Source organism: Kitasatospora sp. NPDC059088, from assembly GCF_042738155.1.
Lineage (GTDB): Bacteria > Actinomycetota > Actinomycetes > Streptomycetales > Streptomycetaceae > Kitasatospora.
Genome location: NZ_JBHYGR010000268.1, coordinates 1 through 3,440, shown reverse-complemented (window position 1 = coordinate 3,440; position 3,440 = coordinate 1). Strand labels below are relative to the sequence as shown.

Genomic DNA, 3,440 nt, shown 5'->3' with positions numbered 1-3,440 from the left:
AAGTACGTCCAGTACGAGGCCGACTCGGGCGCACGCCCAGCCGGGCGCCCAACGCCGCGCGCTGATCTGCCAAGATCCGCCGGACAGGCCCTAGGGCGGGGAGGATGTCAACAGGGCCTCCCAGGAAGTGGACTCCGCCGATGATCGCAGCCGGGGCGCCGCACCGATGCGGGGCACGACCGGGCTACCGCCGACGGGGTGTCATGTGACGGGCTCGGCCGTCGTGATCAACGACTCCGCGGACCCGGCCAATCCCGACGCCTACCTCGCCCGGCTGCCGATCGGCGAGCGCCCGACCGTCCCGACCGACGGCGCGCCGTTCTGGGACATCTTCCCGTACGAGGGCGAGCTGACGGTCCGGGTGCTCCAGTCACCGGTCCTGCCCGAGCCGCCCCGCCACGGCGAGGACGGTCCGGAGAGCTGCGGGCAGTGCGCCCGCCCGGACTCCGACTTCCTCTGGACCGACGAGCACTGGCGGCTGAGCGGCGCCGACGCCCCCAGCGGCCTGCCCGCCACCGTGCTGCTCCAGCCGCGCGCCCACCACGACCTGCTGGACCTGCCGGCCGAGCTGTCCACCCGGCTCGGCCCGATGCTCCAGCGGGTGGAGCGGGCCGTGCTGTCGCTGGGCGGCATCGGCCGGGTCCACGTGAACCGCTGGGGCGACGGTGGCGCCCACCTGCACCTGTGGCTGATCGCCCGGCCGGAGGGCCTGACGCAGCTGCGCGGCTCCACCCTGCCGCTGTGGATGGACGTGCTGCCGCCGCTGCCCGCCGGGGTGTGGGCCGAGCGCGCCCGCCGGATCGCCGCCGCGATGGCGGCTGGGGGCGGCACCGCGCCCGCCCGCCGGGCTACTTGCGGCCGGTGAGGGTGCCGCGGGCGATGTGGGAGAGCTTGGCGACCTCGAAGGCCGGGTAGGCGCCGCCGGCCAGCAGGGAGAACTTGATGCCCTCGCGGCCGGCCGGCTTGCGGTGGCCGGGCGGCTGGAAGCGGTGGTGGTGCTCGGCGGCGCGGTGGAAGAACTGGGGGCGTTCGGCGCGGGTGACGCAGCCGGCGAGGTCGAAGACGAACAGGTAGTGCCGGATCATCCGGACGAACAGGGCGTCGCGGACGGCGTACAGGTGGGGCTGGTCCTCCAGCAGGGCGAAGCTGCGCTCGTACTGCTCGAAGAGGTCGAACACGCTGCTGCCCGGCCCGCCGGCCGGGTGGACGGTCTCCCGGCGGCGCAGCTGGACGCACTCGCGGGCCAGGACGGCGGCCGTGCGGGCGCCGAGCAGCGCCGCGTGCACCACCGGGATCTCCTCGTAGCGGCCGTCGGGGAAGGCGAGCCCGAGGTCCTCCCAGTGGCCGCGGCGGATCAGCCGGTCCCAGACCAGCGGGGGCGCGCCGAACAGTTCGGGCCGGTCGAAGGGGGCGAAGGGCTCGGGGCCGGCCTCGGCGAGCAGGGCCTCGGCGCCGCCCGGCCAGTCGCGGTCGTTGTGGCGGCGGGAGTGGCCGAACAGCAGGACGTCGACCGGGCCGGTCTGCCGGAGCCGGTCGGCGAGCGCCTGGAGGGCGTCCCGGGGGAGCAGGTGGTCGGCGTCGAGGAACAGCAGGTGCTCGCCGGTGGCCCGCGCCGCGCCCGCGTTCCGGCTCACCCCGACCCCGACGGCCGCGTTCAGGTGCAGCACCGACACCCGGGGGTCCCGGGCCGCGTAGGCGTCGGCGAGCCCGCCCGCGGTCTCGGGGGAGCGGTCGGCGACCACGATCACCTCGACGTCGGCCAGGGTCTGGGCGAGCAGCGAGTCCAGGCAGTCGGCGAGCTGTCCGTGCTGGTCGTAGGCGGTGAGCACGACGCTGATCAGGGGTGAGGGCATGACGCCGGAGCGTAAGAGGGCGCGCGAACCGTGGCAAAGGGCTGACGGTGCGTAATTACGAGCAATCAGTGGCAAATCGTACGAGCGTACGCCATATCTTCACGCCGCCTTCCGGACGCGTCCACGCCAGGTGGGACGCGCCGGGCCCGGCGCGGGTGCGCGTGAGGGCCGGAGCCGGGCGGCTCAGTACCAGTGGTGGCTCTGCCAGAACGCCCAGGCGCCGCACGGGCTGCCGTAGCGGGAGTTCATGTAGTCCAGGCCCCACTTGATCTGGGTGGCCGGGTTGGTCTTCCAGTCCGAGCCGGCCGAGGCCATCTTGGTGCCCGGCAGCGCCTGGACCAGGCCGTAGGCGCCGGAGGAGGCGTTGACGGCCATCGGGTTCCAGCTGCTCTCGCGGGCCACGATGTTGCTGAAGCACTGCAGCTGGCCGGCCGGCACGATCTGGGCGGCGATCTGCTGCGGGGTGCCGGTCGGGGCGGCGAGGCTCTGGCGCTGCTGCGAGCGGGAGGCGGCGGCGTCGGCCTGGGCCTTGGCGTCCGCCTGGGCCTTCGCGTCGGCCGCGGCCTGCGCCTGGGCGTCGGCCTGGGCCTTGGCGTCCGCATCGGCCTTCGCCTGGGCCTCCTGGGCCGCCTGGGCGTCCTGGGCGGCCTGCTGGGCAGCGGCAGCGGTGTCGGCCTGCGCCTGGTCGGCCACCGGCTTGCCGTCCACCGAGACGGCGGCCGCGGGGGCGGCGGCCTCGGCGGTGTTCCCGGCCTGCGGGATGGCGAGCGCGGCGGTGGCGGCGCTCGCGACCACGAGGGTGGCGATGCCGGTGATCAGGGAGTTGCGGCGGGCATGACTGAGCTGCATGGAGCGGGCGGTCCTTTTCCGTCGGGGCCGTGCCGGGGCACTGGGCGCGGGGCATCGCACGGGCTCCGGGTGAGCGGGGCCCGCGCGGCCGTCCGGGACGGCCGTGGCGCCCCGGCCGAGAGCGGCGGGGCGGGCGGGCTGCGCACGGCGGACGGGGCCGGCCGGCGCTGCCTGGCGACGGGCCATTCTTGGCAGGGCCGGGGACGGGTGGCAAAAGGGTTCGCTACTACGACGAGTAGTGGCCGGGCGGGCGCTTGCGGCCCGGCGTGCCGGTGTGTTTGTGGTGCTTTGTCCGGTTTTGATGTTCGAGGGTCGAGGGTGGGGGCCGCCGACGGAAGGTGGGGCCGGAAGGCTCCATGGCCTGGGTTCTTCGGGGCGGGCCCGGTGTCCGGGCGGGCGGCCCGGGAGTGACGGTCGGTGTCGGGGGCGGCACGGGCGGAGTGCGACAACTATCCAGGACCGTAGATGCGAAACCCCCTGTGGGCGGGCTCACACGTCCGCGGCGCCGACATCGACGCAGCGTGACCGGCCGGTCGCCGGTCATCGGTCTACCGCCACCGGTCCGCAGTCCGCAGTCCGCCGCGCGGCGGGCCGTCCGGCCGACCGCCCTCGTCCGGGCATGGAACGGCACCGGGCCCGGGGGCCCCCCCCACCGCTCCCCGGCCCGGCGGTGCCGCGCGGGGGGGGGCGGGGTGAGGGCCCCCCCCCCCCCCCCCCCCCCCCGCCCCCGCCCCCCAC

3 protein-coding genes are annotated in these 3,440 nt (G+C 75.8%); 1 reads left to right on the top strand and 2 read right to left on the bottom strand.

Features of this window, described 5'->3' with window-relative positions:
* The first annotated feature begins 205 nt into the window (after positions 1–205).
* Positions 206–865, top strand: coding sequence for an HIT family protein (locus tag ACFWXO_RS45115; RefSeq protein WP_380533016.1), 660 nt, complete (start codon positions 206–208; stop codon positions 863–865).
* Here the strand turns inward: ACFWXO_RS45115 and ACFWXO_RS45110 are convergent.
* Both ACFWXO_RS45110 and ACFWXO_RS45105 read right to left on the bottom strand, forming a co-directional pair.
* The gene (locus ACFWXO_RS45110) at positions 849–1,853 is read right to left on the bottom strand and encodes a glycosyltransferase family 2 protein (RefSeq protein ID WP_375883994.1); all 1,005 of its coding nucleotides are present in this window, start codon (positions 1,851–1,853) and stop codon (positions 849–851) included. The genes ACFWXO_RS45115 and ACFWXO_RS45110 overlap by 17 nt on opposite strands.
* Positions 1,854–2,036: 183 nt before the next feature.
* Entirely contained in the window at positions 2,037–2,702 is a 666-nt protein-coding gene (locus ACFWXO_RS45105) for a transglycosylase SLT domain-containing protein (RefSeq protein ID WP_380533012.1), read from the bottom strand.
* Positions 2,703–3,440: the final 738 nt, after the last annotated feature.